Annotated in this window: 15 protein-coding genes; 6 read left to right on the top strand and 9 right to left on the bottom strand. The window is 65.0% G+C overall.

Annotated elements, in window-relative coordinates; translation table 11 throughout:
• Positions 1 to 27: 27 nt before the first annotated feature.
• Together Y88_RS11505 and Y88_RS11510 are read left to right on the top strand one after the other, a co-directional pair.
• The gene (locus Y88_RS11505) at positions 28 to 555 is read left to right on the top strand and encodes an ExbD/TolR family protein (protein ID WP_018075714.1); all 528 of its coding nucleotides are present in this window, start codon (positions 28 to 30) and stop codon (positions 553 to 555) included.
• 64 nt (positions 556 to 619) lie between these two features.
• Positions 620 to 1,057: an ExbD/TolR family protein gene (locus Y88_RS11510; RefSeq protein WP_008069429.1), complete on the top strand. Its 438-nt coding sequence runs from the start codon at positions 620 to 622 to the stop codon at positions 1,055 to 1,057.
• Between the two features lie 102 nt (positions 1,058 to 1,159).
• On the opposite strand, the gene Y88_RS11515 is transcribed toward Y88_RS11510, so the two are convergent.
• The 6 genes from Y88_RS11515 to Y88_RS11540 all read right to left on the bottom strand — a co-directional run bounded on the left by Y88_RS11515 (position 1,160) and on the right by Y88_RS11540 (position 9,820).
• Entirely contained in the window at positions 1,160 to 3,622 is a 2,463-nt protein-coding gene (locus Y88_RS11515) for a ligase-associated DNA damage response DEXH box helicase (RefSeq protein WP_036500260.1), read from the bottom strand.
• Positions 3,623 to 3,663: 41 nt separating this feature from the next.
• Entirely contained in the window at positions 3,664 to 5,385 is a 1,722-nt protein-coding gene (locus Y88_RS11520) for a hypothetical protein (protein WP_008069435.1), read from the bottom strand.
• An 89-nt stretch (positions 5,386 to 5,474) separates the two neighbouring features.
• Entirely contained in the window at positions 5,475 to 7,181 is a 1,707-nt protein-coding gene (locus tag Y88_RS11525) for an Hsp70 family protein (RefSeq protein WP_008069436.1), read from the bottom strand.
• A 107-nt stretch (positions 7,182 to 7,288) separates the two neighbouring features.
• Complete coding sequence (gene pgmG, locus Y88_RS11530) at positions 7,289 to 8,704, bottom strand: phosphoglucomutase/phosphomannomutase PgmG (protein WP_008069437.1); 1,416 nt, start codon at positions 8,702 to 8,704, stop codon at positions 7,289 to 7,291.
• 10 nt (positions 8,705 to 8,714) lie between these two features.
• The gene (locus Y88_RS11535; RefSeq protein WP_008069438.1) at positions 8,715 to 9,008 is read right to left on the bottom strand and encodes a J domain-containing protein; all 294 of its coding nucleotides are present in this window, start codon (positions 9,006 to 9,008) and stop codon (positions 8,715 to 8,717) included.
• The gene (locus Y88_RS11540; RefSeq protein WP_026166932.1) at positions 9,005 to 9,820 is read right to left on the bottom strand and encodes a division plane positioning ATPase MipZ; all 816 of its coding nucleotides are present in this window, start codon (positions 9,818 to 9,820) and stop codon (positions 9,005 to 9,007) included. The genes Y88_RS11535 and Y88_RS11540 overlap by 4 nt, the downstream gene beginning before the upstream one ends.
• Before the next feature lie 157 nt (positions 9,821 to 9,977).
• Between Y88_RS11540 and panC the strand changes: the two genes are divergently transcribed.
• The 4 genes from panC (at position 9,978) to arsC (ending at position 12,719) form a co-directional block, all read left to right on the top strand.
• Positions 9,978 to 10,871: a pantoate--beta-alanine ligase gene (gene panC / locus Y88_RS11545; RefSeq protein ID WP_081458659.1), complete on the top strand. Its 894-nt coding sequence runs from the start codon at positions 9,978 to 9,980 to the stop codon at positions 10,869 to 10,871.
• Between the two features lie 75 nt (positions 10,872 to 10,946).
• A complete protein-coding gene (locus Y88_RS11550; protein WP_008069441.1) occupies positions 10,947 to 11,690 on the top strand; it encodes a class II aldolase/adducin family protein in 744 nt (247 codons plus the stop codon).
• A gap of 159 nt (positions 11,691 to 11,849) precedes the next feature.
• Positions 11,850 to 12,359: a (2Fe-2S)-binding protein gene (locus tag Y88_RS11555; RefSeq protein WP_008069442.1), complete on the top strand. Its 510-nt coding sequence runs from the start codon at positions 11,850 to 11,852 to the stop codon at positions 12,357 to 12,359.
• 18 nt (positions 12,360 to 12,377) lie between these two features.
• Positions 12,378 to 12,719, top strand: a complete 342-nt coding sequence (gene arsC / locus Y88_RS11560) for an arsenate reductase (glutaredoxin) (protein ID WP_008069443.1) — start codon at positions 12,378 to 12,380, stop codon at positions 12,717 to 12,719.
• A 202-nt stretch (positions 12,720 to 12,921) separates the two neighbouring features.
• Here arsC and Y88_RS11565 read toward each other — a convergent pair whose 3' ends face one another.
• The 3 genes from Y88_RS11565 to Y88_RS11575 are packed head-to-tail and all read right to left on the bottom strand — an operon-like array spanning position 12,922 to position 15,551.
• On the bottom strand, positions 12,922 to 14,073 hold the full coding sequence (locus Y88_RS11565) for a M14 family metallopeptidase (RefSeq protein WP_008069445.1): 1,152 nt from the start codon (positions 14,071 to 14,073) through the stop codon (positions 12,922 to 12,924).
• Positions 14,070 to 14,678: a DUF4136 domain-containing protein gene (locus Y88_RS11570; protein ID WP_008069446.1), complete on the bottom strand. Its 609-nt coding sequence runs from the start codon at positions 14,676 to 14,678 to the stop codon at positions 14,070 to 14,072. The genes Y88_RS11565 and Y88_RS11570 overlap by 4 nt, the downstream gene beginning before the upstream one ends.
• A gap of 54 nt (positions 14,679 to 14,732) precedes the next feature.
• The gene (locus Y88_RS11575) at positions 14,733 to 15,551 is read right to left on the bottom strand and encodes a DUF4136 domain-containing protein (RefSeq protein ID WP_018075717.1); all 819 of its coding nucleotides are present in this window, start codon (positions 15,549 to 15,551) and stop codon (positions 14,733 to 14,735) included.
• Between the last annotated feature and the right edge of the window lie 41 nt (positions 15,552 to 15,592).

Raw genomic sequence — 15,592 nt, forward strand, 5'->3', positions numbered from 1 at the left:
CGGGCAGACACGGATAGGATTTAACCAATGGCAATGTCTGTAGGCGGCGGCGGCGAAGAACGCCCGATGTCGGACATCAACACCACGCCGCTCGTGGACGTGATGCTCGTGCTGCTGATCATCTTCCTCATTGCGGTTCCGGTGGCGATCCAGACCGTCGAAAAGCTGAAGGTGCCGATCCTGAAGTCTGAAGAGACCCAGGACAAGGTAGAAAACCTCCTGCTTGCGGTGGTCACGACCGACGCTGCCGGCCGCAGCCCCGGCCAGCCGGGCTATGAAGGTTCCTCGCCGTCCGGTGAGTGCCGCGTCTACATCAATAACGTCACCCCGGTCGACAACACCGAGCTGTACAAGCAGGCTTTCGACCGCCTCGACGCGATCGTGAAGCGTGAAGGCGGTGCCGCCAACATGGACCCGGAAAAGGTTCCGGAAGTTCATATCCGTGGCGACCATCGCGTTCCTTGGAAGTGCATCGCCGGTGCGATCTATAACGTGCAGGCTGCGGGCTATCCCAAGGTCGGCTTCATTTCGACCCCGGTCGATCCGCAGGGCTGAGCCTGAAGGCTTGGAATACTGACGGTTCGCATCAGCGGGCTCTAGGGTTCAAGGAGTACAACCCATGGCAATGAGCGGCGGCAAGGACGATGGCTCGCCGATGATGGAGATGAACACGACGCCGTTGATCGACGTCATGCTCGTGCTCCTCATCATGTTCATCATCACCATCCCCGTGGCCACCCACTCGGTGAACGTCAACCTGCCGGCGGCAACGCCGCCGACGAACAATCCGATCATCAACCCGGTCAAGAACAAGCTGATGCTGACGCCGACCAATCAGATCCTTTGGAACGGTTCGCCGATCACCGAAGGCAATCTGGTCTCGCTGCTTCAGGCGACCAAGGCGATGGCCGTCGAGCCGGAACTCCAGTTCCAGCCCGACGGTCTGGCGAGCTATGAAATTGCCAACGAAATCCTGAAGATCATCACCGAATCCAAGGTGACGAAGTTCGGCTTCGTGGGCAACGAAAGCTACGCGACCTTCGAAAAGGCTCATTGATCGCGGTTGTTCTTCCGCGTCTTCCGTCAAGGATGATGCTGGAATGGGACGGCCCGGAAAAAAGGGGGATCGGCTTTGGCCGGTCCCCTTTTTTCATGGCCTTCAATCGACGAGGGCGTCGGGGGAGTGATCGTCGGGGCGCATGGCAGCGGCCGCAAGGCTTTCGGCTTCGACGAGCAGGTCGTCATCGACCGAACCGAGCGGCAGGCTTTCCCGGCCGATCATGACCAGCACGGGAACGGCGAGCGGACTGACGCGGTCGAGTTCGACATGGACAAGCCGCTCCGCCGCCCGGTCGAGCAGAGCGCCCAGACGTCCGAGATCGGTCATCCGTGCCCTGGCGTCGGCCCAGGCGGCCTGCAGCAGCAAGTGGTCGGGTTCGTACTTGGACAGAACGTCGTAGATGAGGTCGGTCGAGAACGTGACTTGCCGCCCGGTCTTGCGCTTGCCGGGGATCTGTCGTTCGACGAGGCCCGAAATGACTGCGACTTCCCGGAATGCGCGCCGCAGCAGGTACGAGCCCCGAACCCAGTCGTCGAATTCATCGGCGAGGATCTCGGGCGACAGCATGGTCGCCGGATCGGGGACGGCGCGCAGGCCCCATACGGCAAGGGCATAGTCGTTGGCGACAAAGCCCATCGGGCCGAGACTGGCTTCTTCCATCCGCCGCGTGATCAGCATGCCCAGCGACTGGTTCGCGTTCCAGCCTTCGAACGTGTAATAGACGGTGTAGGCCCGGCCGCCGTGGGGAAAGCTTTCGACCAGCAGTTCGTCGGGCCCTGGCAGGCGGCTGCGCCAGTCCTGCATCTCGAGCCACTCGCGCACGTCGTCGGGAAGCCTGCCCCATCCGGCCCGGTCGGTCAGCATCGCGCGGACGCGATCGGCAAGATGTGTCGTCAGCGGCATCCGCGCGCCCATGTAGCTTGGGATTATGCCCGACTTGCGGGCAGCACGGACGAGGATCGCACTGTCGCGCAGGCCTTCGACTTCGAGATCCAGTCCGGCAAAGCGGAAAGTGTCGCCCGGAGCCAGTTGTGTGCCGAAGTCCTCTTCGACTTTGCCCAGCGCCCGGCCGTTGCGAAAGCGCACTTCCATCATCTCGGAATCGATGATGATCCCGGCATTGAGCCGATGGCGGGCCGCGTGCTCGGGATGGGCAAGGCGCCATAGCCCGCCACGATCGCGGACGATCCGGCGGAACCGGTCATAGGCCCTGAGCGCGTATCCGCCGGTGCTGACGAAATCGAGCACCCGGCGCCATTCGGCGTCGTCGATCCCGGCATAGGATGCCGACGAGCGCACTTCGGCGAGGAGGCTTACCTCGTCGAAAGGACCTGCGCAGGCACAGGCCATGACATGCTGGGCAAGGACGTCGAGACCGCCGGGGCGAAAGTCCTCGCCGTCGCGCTTGCTCTCGGCGACGGCGTCGCATGCCGCCATGGCTTCGAGGAACTCGAACCGGTTCCCCGGGACGAGCACCGCACGGCTCGGGCAGTCGAGGCGGTGATTGGCGCGTCCGATCCGCTGCAGCAGGCGCGAGGAGCCTTTGGGCGCTCCCATCTGGACGACAAGGTCGATGTCGCCCCAGTCGACGCCGAGATCGAGACTGGCGGTACAGACCAGCGCGCGCAATTCCCCGCGTGCCATGGCGCCTTCCACCTTGCGCCGGGCTTCCCGACTGAGCGAGCCGTGGTGGATGCCGATCGGCAGGGTGTCCTCGTTGACGTCCCACAGCAGCTGGAACAGGTATTCGGCCAGAAAACGGGTGTTGGTGAAGACCAGCGTCGTCCGATTGGTACGGATGAGGTCGTAGAGCTGCGGCACGGCCCAGGAACCGGCGTGGCCGCCCCAGGGGACGCGATGGTCTGCCGGTTCGAGCACTTCGACTTCGGCGGGGGCGCCCGGTTCGCCTTCGACCAGAGCCACGCTGTCGAGATCGCCCCATGGCGCAAGCCATGCGCGAAAGCCTTCGGGATCGCCGAGCGTCGCGGAAAGGGCGATGCGTCGCAAGCCGGGGCTGATCGCCTGCAACCGGGTCAGGGCAAGAGCGAGAAGATCGCCGCGCTTGCCTGTGGCAAAGGCATGAACTTCGTCGATGACCACGCGTTGCAACCCGGCGAAGAGGTCCGCGCTGTCGGGATAGCTGAGCAGGAGTGACAGCGATTCCGGTGTCGTCAACAGGATGTGCGGCGGCCGCGCGCGCTGGCGTGCCTTGCGCTCGGACGGGGTATCACCGCTGCGCGTCTCGATGCGCAAGGGCAGGCCGATTTCCTCCACCGGCGTCAGCAGGTTGCGCTGCACATCGTGGGCCAGAGCCTTGAGCGGCGAGATATAGAGTGTGTGCAGCCCTTCGGGTGGGGGCATGTCCCCCAGCCGCGAGGGTGCAAAGGCAGCGAGCGTGGGCAGGAACCCCGCCAGCGTCTTGCCTGCCCCGGTATCGGCCACCAGCAAAGCGTGATCGCCGCGTGCGTCGGCAGCCAGCATGTCAGCCTGATGCCGACGCAGGCGCCACCCGCGCCCGGAAAACCATGCGTCGATTTCGGGAGGGAGCGCGGCGTCTGTCATCATGGCCTAGATAAGATCAAGCCCGCGCCGTTTCACCTCTCCTATTCGATCCGCAGGATTGGATCTCCCTCTGCGGGCGGCAGGCGCAGGCTTTCCGAGAGAAGGGCGAGCTTCACGCTGCATTCCTGTGCGCCTGTCGCTGCCCCGTGCCGGAGGACTTTCTGCACGATTGGCAGGGAAAGACCGGTCTTGTCGAGAATGCGGTCGATCACCGGGCCCGGGATCATCGCCTGGTGGCGCGGAGAGGGCTGCTGGGGACCGAGTTGCCCTTCCTCGGCAAGGCGATGCCCGAGTTTCCGGGCGCCTTGTTCGACGGACGCGGGAAGAGCCACCTTGCCAGCGAGATGATCGGCTGTGATGAAGCTGATGCAGGCTTGCGGGTCGTCCTTGCCGATGGCGCGAAGGGCCCGAAGGCGCAGCGTCTGAACATCATGCAAGGTTCGGCTGTCGCTGTTGCGGCCTGTCCCGTGAAGCGCGGAGAACAGCGCATCGCGCATGGCAAGGTCGGTGTTGTGCCCGGTGGTGTCGGCAAGACCATCGGCCGCCTGGTTCCTGACGATTTGTTCGACTTCGTCGGCGACTGAGGGGGCCTTGCTGTGCACCCAGTCCAGCGTGGCGTTGTTTCCGAACCAGTGCGCGGCGGCATGATTGAGTGCCGAGAGGGAGGCCGGGTCGGTAGACGGCGGACTGGCTGGAGATGGCGGGCTGAGCGGAGATGGCGCGATGGTCTGGAGCGGATCGAGGTGGGGGCGGGGCGAGGGTTCGGTCGGCGAAAACGCGAAGCGCAGCGCCTGAAGCGCTCCTATAATGCAGATCCACCACAGACGTCGTTCGCTGAGGAAGCCTGCAAATCCAGACATCGCCGGTCTGGCTTCCGGATAAAGCTTCCTCTCCCATGCTCCCACGCGCTCCGGGTTGAGATGCTGTTCCAGTTCCGGGAAATTCTTGCGAACGCCTTCCAGCAGGCTTTTGACATCGCCCCGCTTCACCCACCAGCTGCGGCCGGTTCCCGGTTGTGAGAGTTCTGCCCAGGCCTTGTGCAGGGGGTGATCGGGCCGCTCGACCTTTTCGACGAAGCGCAGGCCGCGCAGGCGGGCATTGAGAAAGGCGATGGCAGGGCGTTCGCTCAACTGTCCGCGCTCTTCTTCCCAACCGAAAGCCGCCGCTGCCGGTTCGAGCAAGGGGGCCGAGCGAGGCCAGGTTCGGGCGAGCAGTTCGGCAATCCAGCTTTCGGCTTCGCCCGATTGCTCGATGGTCATTTCACCGGTCTGGCGGTGCAACACGCGCAAGTGGTCGAGAGCGCGCCGCTCCTGCAGGGGATTAAGCGGTTCGCTCTCCGGAGCGGCCTGCGCCAGCAAGTGGTGGAAAGCGCCCCAGCGTCCGCGATCGGCAATGACGTCTCCATCGCCCTTGCCGGTCACGACCGGAGTGAGGAATGTTTCCGGCGGGACTGTCAGGGAGCGCTGGCAGGGAGCCTGCGCCGGGCCGCCGAAGACGTGGGGTTCCATCGCTTTTACCGGGCCGAGCCGGGTTGAGATCGTGCCGGAGGGGTGGGGCAGATCGAGATGGGGCGCCGCGTGAGGCCATGCCTTCGCAGGCAGTTCCGGCTCCGGAAGATCGACGGCGGCAAAGGGATCGTCGGCCGCGTCGCTTGCGTCCGGTTCTGCACTCGCTTTACTTGCCTGTCGCCGGACATCGGCAAGGGCCATGTCACGCGCCGCGCGCAGGCGGGCAAAGCCTTCGGGATCGCTGTCCGGGTCCATGGCCCGCAACCGGTCTGCATAGGCTTTCCGGACGGCAGCACTGTCGCTTGGCGGGGCAAGTCCCAGAAGGGACCACGCCGCGGACACGATCACAGGGGCGCCTCGTTGTCGAGGCGGTCGAGATTGGCGGCCAGAAGTAGAGCCGCATCGGCAATCGAGCGCGGGTCCTGGCTATCGAGAGCGCCGGTGAAGCCCAGGATCCACTTGCCGACCATGTCGCGCCAGGCCCCCAGATGATCTTCATAAGCCCGTTCGGCCCGGGCCAGCAGGGCTTGATTGGCAGCGTCCTCGCGCGGATGGACTTTCAGTGCGGCGAGAGCTGCGCGACGCGCGGCAAGATCGCCCGCCGCGGGCCGGTCCTCTTCATCGATGATGACCAGATTGGCCTTGGTGCCGCTTATGGGGACCGAGACATCGACTTCGAGCAAGCCGCTGCTGTCATAGGAAAAGCGGACGTCGCAGGTCACTTCCCCGGCGGGCCGGGCGGGGATATCGACGCTGAGCTCGCCCAACCGGACATTGCCCGATACTTCGCGGGCTTCCCCCTGATAGATGCCGAATGACAGCTTGCGCTGGTTGTCGGCGACGGTCTGGTAGGTGTGGACGCGGCTGACCGGGACGGGAGTGTTGCGTTCGATGATCGGTGAAAAGAGCCCCGCCTGCATGCCTCCGTTCGAATCGCGGGCGATGTGATCGACCCCGAGCGTATAGGGGCAGACGTCGGTGATGCGGATCTCTTCGAGTTCGCCCGATCGCGCGATCAGCCCGGCCTGCATCGCCGCACCCAGTGCAACCGCCTGATCGGGATTGATCGACGAATTGGGAAACCGCCCGAACAGGCGCGTGATCGCCTTGCGCACGACCGGCATGCGGGTCGCTCCGCCGACCAGAACGATGTCCGACAATTCCTGCACCGGCATGGCGCTGTCGCGCAGGGCCCGCGCCAGCGGATCGCGCAGGGGCCGCAGCAAGGGCGCGACGGCTTCCTCGAATTCCTCGGTCGAAACCGATGCGGACAGGCGCTCGTCGCCGACCGTAAGCGCGAAATCGGCGGTTCCGCTCTCGCTCAGAGTGCGGCGGGCACGCTCGGCGGCCTGAAACAGCAGAGCCTCGGCGCGGTCGGGCGTGAGGCGTTCGAGCTTGCCTTCGGGATCGAGCCGGGGGCGGATCGCGGCGGCAAGCGCATGATTGAAATCGTCGCCGCCCAGCCGATTGTCCCCGGCGGTCGCGCGGACTTCGATAATGCCGGAAAACATTTCGACGATCGACACGTCGAAAGTGCCGCCGCCGAGGTCGAAGACGAGAAAGGGCTCGCGTTCCTGCCTGTCCATCAGGCCAAAGGCGATGGCCGCCGCCGTCGGTTCGTTGACCAGCCGACGGACGGTCAATCCGGCCAGTTCGCCCGCATGGCGCGTCGCGCGGCGCTGGCGGTCGTTGAAATAGGCCGGAACGGTAATGACGGCTTCGGTCGGCGTCTCGCCGGTGGCGGCGCGGACATCGTCGCACAGGGCGCGCAGGACCAGCGCCGACAGATCCTCCGCGTCATAGTCGCGCTTGCCGAGGCGAATGCGGCGATCGGTGCCCATGTATCGTTTGAAGCTGGTCGCGGTGGCGGTTCCCGGCAAGGCCATGCGCTCAAGAGCCGCCTTGCCGACCGATACGGTCCCGTCCGTGCCGACATGCACGGCGGAGGGCGTGAGGATGTCGCCAAGAGCATTCGGGATCAGCTGCGCCTCGCCCTCGCGCCAGACGCCGACCGCAGAATTGGTCGTCCCAAGATCGATCCCGACAATCATTAGCCCCCCAGCCCGTCACGGCAGGACGTGGCGGTATCGGCCAGTGTGGTCAGGGCCATGGCTGTTGGCAAGAGGGGAAGGGATTGAAAGGAAACTGAAACCCTATTCTAGCGCGAGACGCCCGCGGCGGCGAGGTGGCAGTCCAGGTCGGCGAGGACGCGTTCGAGACCGGCGGCGCTGGTGCTTTCCGCGCGTGCCGAGAGCATGGCCTGCGTGTTCGAAGGGCGGAGCAGCCACCAGCCGTCGGCATGGCGCACGCGCGCGCCGTCGATGGCGTCGAACACGGCGCCTTCGTTCCGCAATGCCGACAGGACGGCGGTCATGGCGGTTGCGGGATCGGTCCCGGGAACGGTCAGCCGCAGTTCGGGGGTGGCAAAGGTTTCGGGCATCGCGTCACGCAGTTCGGTCGGCGTGCGGCCGAGGCGGGCGCACGCCGCCATGACGCGCAAGGCGGCGTAGAGCGCGTCATCGTATCCTTCGAACGTGTCGGCAAAGAAGAGGTGCCCGGTCATTTCCCCGGCCAGGATCGCCCCTTTCTGCTTCATTCCGGATTTGATCAGCGAGTGGCCGGTCTTCCACAGCACCGGCTCTCCACCGAGCGCGGCGATCCGGTCGAAAACGACCTGGCTGGTCTTTACATCGGCCATGATCCGCGCGCCGGGGACGCGGCGGAGCAGGTCTTCAGCAAGGATCAGCAGGATCTGGTCGCCCCAGACGATCCGCCCGCGACTGTCGACAAGGCCGAGGCGGTCGCCATCTCCGTCGAAAGCAAATCCGAAATCGATGTTTCCCGCCATGACGGCCGCGATCAGATCTGCAAGGTTCGCCGGCACCGTTGGATCGGGATGGTGGTTCGGGAAATGGCCGTCAACCTCGGCAAAGAAGACGTGGTGCCTGCCGGGCAGGCGCCGGACCAGCCTTTGCACCAGCGGACCGGCGGCGCCGTTGCCGGTGTCCCAACCGATGCGCCAGGTGTCGAAAACGCCGGGATCGATGCCGTCGAGAGCCTGAACGATACGGTCGAGATAGGCGTCGCCAAGATCGACGTCGTCAACGATGCCACGGCCCACGCTCCAGTCGCCCGCAGCAGCGAGGCGGGCGAGATCGAATATGTCATCGCCGAAGAATGGCTGCCCCCCAAGTACGATCTTGAATCCGTTGTGATCCTTGGGATTATGGCTGCCGGTTACCTGAATGCCGCCGTCAACGCCCTGCCCTGAGGCAACGGCGTAATAGAGCAGCGGTGTCGGACCCAGCCCGACCCGGCGCACATCGACGCCGCCATCGGTCAGCCCGAGGATCAGTGCGGTTTCGAGCGAGGAGGAACTGAGCCGTCCGTCATAGCCGACGGCAACGAGCCGTCCGCCAGTGCGGCGCAGGCGCGTGGCAAAGCTGCGCCCCACGGCATAGGCATCGCGTTCCGACAGAGTTTCGCCATAGACTCCGCGAATGTCGTATTCGCGCAGCACGCCGGGATCAAAATCGTGCCGTTCGCAACGGATCCCGGTCGTGGATTGGGACATTGGGGCCGGATCAGGCGCGCTTGCGCGGGGCCAGCCGTTCGAGCAGCAGGTCGCGTGCGGCATTGGCCTCGTAGACCGCTTCGTTGGTGCCGCCCTTGTCGGGGTGAACGCGCGACAGCAACTTGCGATGCGCGTCGATGATGTCTTCGCGCGGAGCATTGGCCGCAACGCCCAGAAGCGTGCGGGCCTGCCGCTCTTCGCGGCGGACGTCGCGGTTCTTCCAGTAATCCCAAGGCCATTGCCCGGTCAGAAGACGGACAAACACGCTGCCCAGCAGGGCCAGTTCGGCAAGACGCAAGATCATTCCACTCCTGTCATGGCCATCTGGCCGTTCGGAGCGGGCATCGGCAGATTGAGCCCGGCAACGAGCGTGCGCAGTTCCTGTCGCGCGACGAGATGGCTGGTACCCAGTTCGCCCAGATGTCCCTTGTCGAGCAAGGTCAGGCCGCTGGGGAAAAGTTCGCGATAGATCACGCGTTCGGAGAGCCCGCTGGCAATGCGAAAACCGACGCGCTTGGACAGTTCGCCCAGCGCCTGGTCGATACGACGCTGGTTGCGGGCTTCGGTATAGCCGGTACGGTTGCGCACCACGACCCAGTCCATTTCGCGACGCGCGTCGCGGATCGTGGCCATGGCCCGCTTCTTGCGCGCTTCCCAGATCAGTTCGGCATAGAACGACAGGCGGCGCACGCGAAAGGTTTCGGCGTCCACTTGCCCGATCAGGTCGAAGTCGACGAAGCTGTCGTTGAGCGGAGTGACCAGCGTGTCGGCCCCCATGGCGACATGGCGCGCCATCGGATCGTCACGGCCGGGCGTGTCGAAGATGATGAAATCGGCGTGCTGGGCCATCTGTTCGGTCAGCGCATCGAGTTCGTCGGTGTTGTCGCCACCATAGACCACCGATTGCGCGCCGGGCAGTGCGATCTGGCGCCGCCGCTGGGTTTCGGTGCGGTTTTCCAGATAGCGGTGCATCGTGCGCTGGCGACTGTCGAGGTCGATCGTCGCGACCCGCGCGCCCTGATAGGCAAGCGCGACAGCGACGTGCACGGCAGTGGTCGATTTGCCGGTTCCGCCCTTTTCATTGGCGAACACGATGCGGTGAGGGCCGTTCGACACAGTCGTTTCCTTCTTGGGCCGTTGCACTTAAGCGAACACTTGAACGGGGGCTTATGCCGAGTTAGGCACTCAGGTCCGATAGGCCCCCCGGACAGAACGGTCGCCCCGTTATCATCGTTCATGTCTCTGGCCAAATCGTAAAGGAGAGACTTCCGCCGTGCAAACCGTCTCTACCCTCGGCGACTTGGGAAAAACCCTGACGTCCCTTAAAAACGGGGGAAAAACCCTTGCCCTGGTGCCGACGATGGGCGCCCTTCACGAAGGGCACCTGACCCTGGTGCGCGAGGCAAAGGCGCGTGCGGACCGCGTCGCAGTGTCGATTTTCGTCAATCCGATGCAGTTCGGCGTGAACGAGGATCTCGACGCCTATCCGCGCCAGTTGGCACAGGACAGCCGCCTGCTCGAAGGCGAAGGCGTGGACTTGCTGTGGGCGCCGACGGTCGCGGCGATGTATCCCGACGGCTTTGCGACGAAAGTGTCGGTCTCGGGGCTCGACGGCGTGCTGTGCGGGACGCATCGTCCGGGGCATTTCGACGGCGTCGCCACTGTCGTGCTCAAGCTCTTCAACCAGATCAGGCCCGACTTTGCCCTGTTCGGGGAAAAGGACTGGCAGCAGCTGGCGATCATTCGTCGCATGGCCCGTGATCTCGACCTTGCCTTTCCCCATGTCGATGCGATCGTCGGCGTGCCGACCGTGCGCGAGGCGGACGGCCTCGCGATGAGCAGCCGCAACCGCTATCTTTCGCCGTCCGAACGCGCGCAGGCGGTCACGCTCAATCGTGCGATGCGGATCGCGATCGGGGCTGTTCTTGAGGGTGAACCGGTGGCGCGGGTGCTCGCAGGCTTGCGCGCGGCGATCCTGGACGCGGGGTTCGCGCGGATCGACTATGCCGACTTGCGCGAGGCCGATACGCTCGCCGAAATCACCGACTGGCGGGGGCAGAACGCGCGCCTTCTGGTCGCGGCACAGATGGGCAAGGCCCGGCTGATCGACAACATGGCGGTCGACCCGGCCATGGCCCGCATGCCCGAGACACTCGCAACGCTCTGAACAACGACGATCTGAACAAAACAGACGGAGGATGCCGTGGCTACCCTGATTTCCCCTTCAATGGCCCCCCTTGGAATGGAGTGCAGCGAAGCCGAATGGCAGGCGCGGTTGGATCTTGCGGCCTGTTACCGCATCTTCGACCTGCTCGGCTGGTCGGAGTCGGTCTACAACCACATTTCGGTCAAGGTTCCCGACGAGGAAGGGGCCTTCCTCATCAATCCCTACGGCCTGCTCTATAGCGAAGTGACGGCGAGCAATCTGGTCAAGATCGACATCGACGGCAATATCATCGGGTCGAGCCGGTATCCGGTGAACAAGGCGGGCTTTACCCAGCATGCCTATTTCCACCGTCACCTGCACTGGGCCAACGCGATCTGCCACGTGCACACGACCGCCTCGATGGCGGTCTGCAGCCTTGAGGAAGGGCTGCTGCCGATCAATTTCTATGCCTGCAATTTCATCGGGCGGCTGGCCTATCACGATTTCGAAGGGGTGACGGTTCGTCCCGAGGAAGGTGCGCGGCTCCTGGCCAATCTCGACGACAAGAACATCCTGATGCTGCGCAACCATGGACCGGTGGTGCTGGCACCGACCTTGCCGTCGATGTTCGTGCAGATGTGGGCCTTGCAACGGGCCTGCGAGATTCAGGTGGCGACTTTGTCGATGGGGCGCCCGGCGAACTTCATTTCCGATGATGTCGTTGCCGTCCACCAGCGCGATCTGAAGGAAGTGCGCGTCCCCGGCACGGTGCCGGGCGCGACCGACTTTGCCGCCTGGGTCCGCCGGATCGACCGGATCGACCGCAGCTGGCGCGATTGAGGAAAGGACGGCCTGTCGCTCTCGCCTTTGCCTGATTTCCAGCCTGGCGCGAAGTCCGTTCCGATTGCATCGGACGGATCGCTCTAGATTTTTGTTTTACCGCGTTTTCCGAGTCACCAGATGATTTCATCCGGTTCGAAAACGCTCTAGAGCGAGGGCATGGCGCGCCTGACGGTCAACAATCAGCCGGTCGAATTCAAGCTGGAGGCGGATACCCCGCTGCTCTGGGCCTTGCGCGATGCGGCCAACCTCACGGGCACGAAATACGGCTGCGGGACCGGCGAATGCGGGGCCTGCATGGTGATCGTCGATGGACAGGCGATGCCCTCGTGCACGCTGTCGCTCGGCGAGGCCGAAGGGCGCAACGTGATCACCATCGAAGGGCTCTCGCCCGATCGCAATCATCCGGTGCAGCAGGCCTTCGTTGCCGAACAGGCGATCCAGTGCGGGTTCTGCACGCCGGGCCTCGTCATGGCGGCCGCCGCGCTGCTGGCTCGCAATGCCAGTCCCACTGAAGACGACATCCGCAACGGGATCACCAATATCTGCCGGTGCGGCGTCTATCCCCGGCTGGTGCGCACGATCGAGCGTGCCGGGCGCATCCTGCGCGGCGAAGAGGCAGGCATTCGCGTGCCCGCGCCCGCGACTTCCACCACTTCCGGACTTTGAAGACTTGAAGGACAGACGATGAAGGCAACGATCTGGCATAACCCCGCATGCGGCACGTCGCGCAATACGCTGGCCATGCTCACTGAAGCGGGCGCCGAGGTGACGGTGGTCGAATATCTCAAGACGCCGCCGAGTGCGGACAAGCTCGCCCAGCTCTATCGTGATGCGGGGATCACGCCGCAGCAGGGGCTGCGGACCAAGGGGACGGACGCCGAAGAGCGCGGCCTGCCGCAGGCCGACGATGCGACGGTGCTTGCCGCGATGGCTGCTGAGCCCAAGCTGATCGAACGCCCGCTGGTCGAAACCGACAAGGGCGTGCGGCTTTGTCGTCCGAAGGAAAAAGTGCTCGAAATTCTTTGAATTTCGGAGCCGTCAGAAGGGAAAAGCGCGGCCTGCGCAGATCAGGGCAGCCGCGCAGCCGAGCACGACGGCCATATTGAGCACGTGTTCGAGGCGAAGAGCGTGAAGGCGCAGAGTCGCGGTCATGTCGCGAACTCTACGCCCCGATCGGTTTAGAAACCGCTAACACATGATCCCGAGGTGGGATCCCTCACCATCCGGGTTATTGCGCCGCGATCCATTCGTGCAGCGATTCCAGGCAGGCCCGCGCAAGCAGGATCGAGCGTTCCGGGCTCCATCCTTGCGCGGGGCAGGGCAAGTCGTCGTTGTCCTTGAATGGCATTTCCAGCGTCATCGCGACCGCGCCGAAACGCTCGGCGACCTGGTTGGTCGACATGGTCAGGTTGGCCATGCCGGGACGCGCTTCGGGATAGCCGTGGCGCGTCTGGAAATCGGGGCTGCGGCGTTCGAGAATCGCGCGATAGCGGCGATAGCCCGCGCCCTGTTCCTCGCGCCACGAAGGGATGCCCTCGAATCCGGCGAGAAAGACATGGGGGATCGCCTCGTCGCCATGGACGTCGATGGCGAAATCGACGCCGGTCGCGTCCATCGCATTGCGCAAGGCGAGAACTTCGGGTGAGCGTTCAGCGCTCGGCTCATGCCATTCGCGGTTGAGATTGATCCCGGCGGCATTGGTGCGCAGATGGCCGCGCGTCGATCCGTCCGGATTGGCATTGGGCACGATGTGGAAGCGGCATTCGCGGCGCAGGGCCCGCGCATGGGGATCGGCCGGGTCGGTCAGCATGGCGAGCGCCCCTTCCATCCACCATTCCGCCATCGATTCGCCCGGATGCTGACGCGCATAGAGCCAGACCTGTCGCGTCCCTTCGCCCAGTTCGAGGCAGTCGATCGCCCGCCCGTCGAGGCTGTGGCCGAGCACGCGATGGCGCACGCCCGGCTTGCCCGCCATGGTCGCGACAAGGTCATGGTGCCGTTCGAGCGAATAGGGCGCGAAATAGGCGAACCAGACAAGATCGCCCGCGGGGGTGTGACGGATCGTCAGCGTGCCCCCGTCGATCGCAGGATCGTAGTGCGTCTCGGTGCGCCCCCAGACATTGCGATCTTCGGAAAATGCGGCGCGATAGCCGTTCCAGCCGCCGGGATAGGCCGCCGAGGCAAGGCCGGTGATGCGCAGTTCCAAGGAGCGTCCCGCCGCGCCCGCGACGCGGAAATGGAACCACTGGAAAAAGTCGGAATGGGCGTCGCGACGGATCGCAAGCCGCGCGCGGGTATCCTCGATCGAGAGGACTTCGATGTTGCCGCTGTCGAAGGCGGCGTCGATCGCGATGGGGCTCGCTGCGGGAATGCTGGTCATTTGACGGTGATAGTCTCGCCCGACTTGCCGGGGAAGCCCGCGAAGACGGCATGGGCCAGGCGCGGGGCAGCCACATCGGCTCCGGCTTCGCGCTTCTTGGCGGTCTCGATGTTTTCGGCGCGGCCTTCCCACCACGGACGCCCACTTGCCCGGTCGCGGATGACGACGACCAGCCGGGTGGCGACGGTATCCTTGGGGCCGCCGCCGAACGTGAAGCCAACGCCCATGCCGAACCCGGAATAGCGGCTGCCGCTTTCCCCGCCCATGCCGACCGAAACCGGGCCGCGATGGTGTTCGTGGTGAGTCGTGTCGCGGTCGGCGTGGACTTCGACGATAAAGTCGGCAGCCCCCGGCGTTGCCGCGCCATAGCCGAGTGCGCTCAGCTCCCGTCCGACCGCTTCGAGCCAGGGCCGCGCTTCCAGACTGGTCGGATCGTCGCCGGGGGCCGTCGTCACGGCCACCGCGCCCTTGACCGGGACAAGCGTGGCCTCGGTGCTGACGAAGTGGGTGACGGTGATCGGCGCAGCCGATGCGGTCGAGGTCAGGGCAGTCGAGGCCAGGGCCGTCGCGCATGCGGCGAGAAGCAGGATCGGGGGGCGTTTCATGCCGCCACTATGGCGCACAAACCGCGTTGCGCAATCAGGCTTGATCGGGCGCCATCATTCGGGAGGAGGAGGCGCCGGGGTAAGTCCCGCCGTGCCGGGGAGCGGCTGGACCAGCTTGCCCTCGGGGAACTTGGCGAAAAGCGCGGAGGCGAGGCGGCTCGACATGCGCGTGGCATCGCGTCCGTCGTCGGTGTCGCGCGATTGTCCTTGTGCATGGCCTTCCCACAGCACTTTGCCGGAAGCCTTGTCGCGGATGCGCACGTCGAGACGTGTGGCGATGATCGCCTTCTTCGGCTTGCTCAGGTCGACCGCGATGGCGAGGCCGAAGCCCGAACCGCGATTGCTGATCGTGGTCGACATTTCGCCGCTTATCGGTTTGTGCGGGGCTTCCTCGGGCACGACCATGTCGTGGGACACGGCGATCTCGATAACCTGATCGGGATCGGCGGCATGGGCGATGTCGTATCCCTTGCCCGCGAGCTGATCGACGACAGCGGCTTCATAAACCGGCAGTTTCCAGTCGGACCCGGCGCCTTCGTCGGGCGAAACCAGTGTTGGGCCATCGCTTCCGGTCGGGGCGCCGGGCGCACCCGATGGGGGGGCGGGCATGCTGGCGACGACGATCCGTCCCTTGCCCAGCCGGTCCCCGGCATCGGCCGCGCGAAAGGTTTCGACCTCGACCTTTTTCGACGGTTCGGCATTGCCCTGGGTGGCGACGCGCCCCTCCCCGTACTGCGAGCCGCCATCCTGCCACGATCGGCCCCAGCGATTGCCGCCCCAGCCGTCGGATACGGGCTGGGCAAGCGCCGGTTGGACAAGTGCCAAGAGGGCAGCGGGGGCGATGAGGGCGATGCGGGGGCGGGAAAACGGCATGGTCGGAATACCAGATGGGGCTGTGGCCTGACATTTGCGAG

This window comes from Novosphingobium nitrogenifigens DSM 19370, assembly GCF_000192575.1.
GTDB lineage: Bacteria > Pseudomonadota > Alphaproteobacteria > Sphingomonadales > Sphingomonadaceae > Novosphingobium > Novosphingobium nitrogenifigens.